The following is a 1,106-nucleotide window of genomic DNA, read 5'->3' on the forward strand; positions in this document are numbered from 1 at the left end:
CGGCCCCCGGCGGCGTGGCCGGCGGGCTGTACGTCGCCGCCCTCGCTCTCGCCGGTGACCCCGCTTCCGTCGGTGACATCGCTCCCGCCCGTCGTCGTCACCGAGAGATTGAACGCGAGGTCCGCGACGTCGCGTTCCAGGGGTCCGAGATCGACCTCGCGCGCCACGGCGGCAACCGCCTCCGGGAACGGTCGTCCGACCGACGCACGCTCGGAGACGGCGTAGACGAACGCCGCCACGTGGCGGTCCTTCTCGTCGTCGATGCGGTCCCGCCGGGCCGCGACGAGTCCGACTGGAACTGCGAAGACGACGTACGCCAGAAGCGAGAGGTTCACCAGAGTGTAACCGGCGTACGCGAGCCAGACGGCGACCCCAACCGCCGGTACGAACGCGACGACCGCCGCGCTCGCGGGGTTCGTCGACGCGGACGCGAGGACGCCCCGAGCGGTGTCCGGCCGGCGGTGTCGTCGTCGCGAGTCGATCGGGCGAAGCGCGCCGACCGCCGCGATCCCGACCAGCCCGATCGCGAGGAGGAAGCCGATGGAGGTGTACACCGCGACCGCTCGCGGCGATACCGCCCCGACCGGCGTGTCGATCAGTCGCGAGAGATCGGGTGCGAACACGCTGGTCACCGTCACCGCGACGACGAGCAACGCCGGCAACACCAACACGAGCACGAACAGCTCCGCGAGCGGCTTGAGATACCGTCGTGCGCGGGTTTGCGCGTGCTCCTTCCGGTGGGCCAGGAGCCGGCTCTCGGTTCCGAGGAACTCGGCGAGCGCATCGTCGCCCTGTGAGACGTGCTGTCTGAACTTCAACAGGAACGGCGCGAGCAGGTCACGCGAGGGCGTGTCGCGCGCGACCCGCGCCAGTCCCGTGTCGAGGCTACCGGTGAGCCGGGCGGCGTTGAGCGCCTTTCGGAACGAGACGGCGGTCCCGCCGTAGGCGTCGTTCCCCGCCACCTTCGCGAGCATCGTCCGGGCGTCGTCGCTCCCCGACGAGAGCGCGTGGAGGTACCGGACCGCCCCCGGGAGGGTCCGCTCGATCCGCGTCCGCCGGGCGGAGACGAGCCACCGGAGGTACGCTCCCCCGGCACCGATCGTCCC

At 71.8% G+C, this 1,106-nt stretch carries 1 protein-coding gene; it reads right to left on the bottom strand.

Annotated elements, in window-relative coordinates; translation table 11 throughout:
* On the bottom strand, nucleotides 1–1,106 hold a 1,106-nt coding region (locus ACFQEU_RS16390), incomplete at both ends, for a type II secretion system F family protein (protein WP_379783895.1).

The sequence above is a fragment of the Halorubrum tibetense genome, from assembly GCF_042661865.1.
GTDB classification, from domain to species: domain Archaea; phylum Halobacteriota; class Halobacteria; order Halobacteriales; family Haloferacaceae; genus Halorubrum; species Halorubrum tibetense.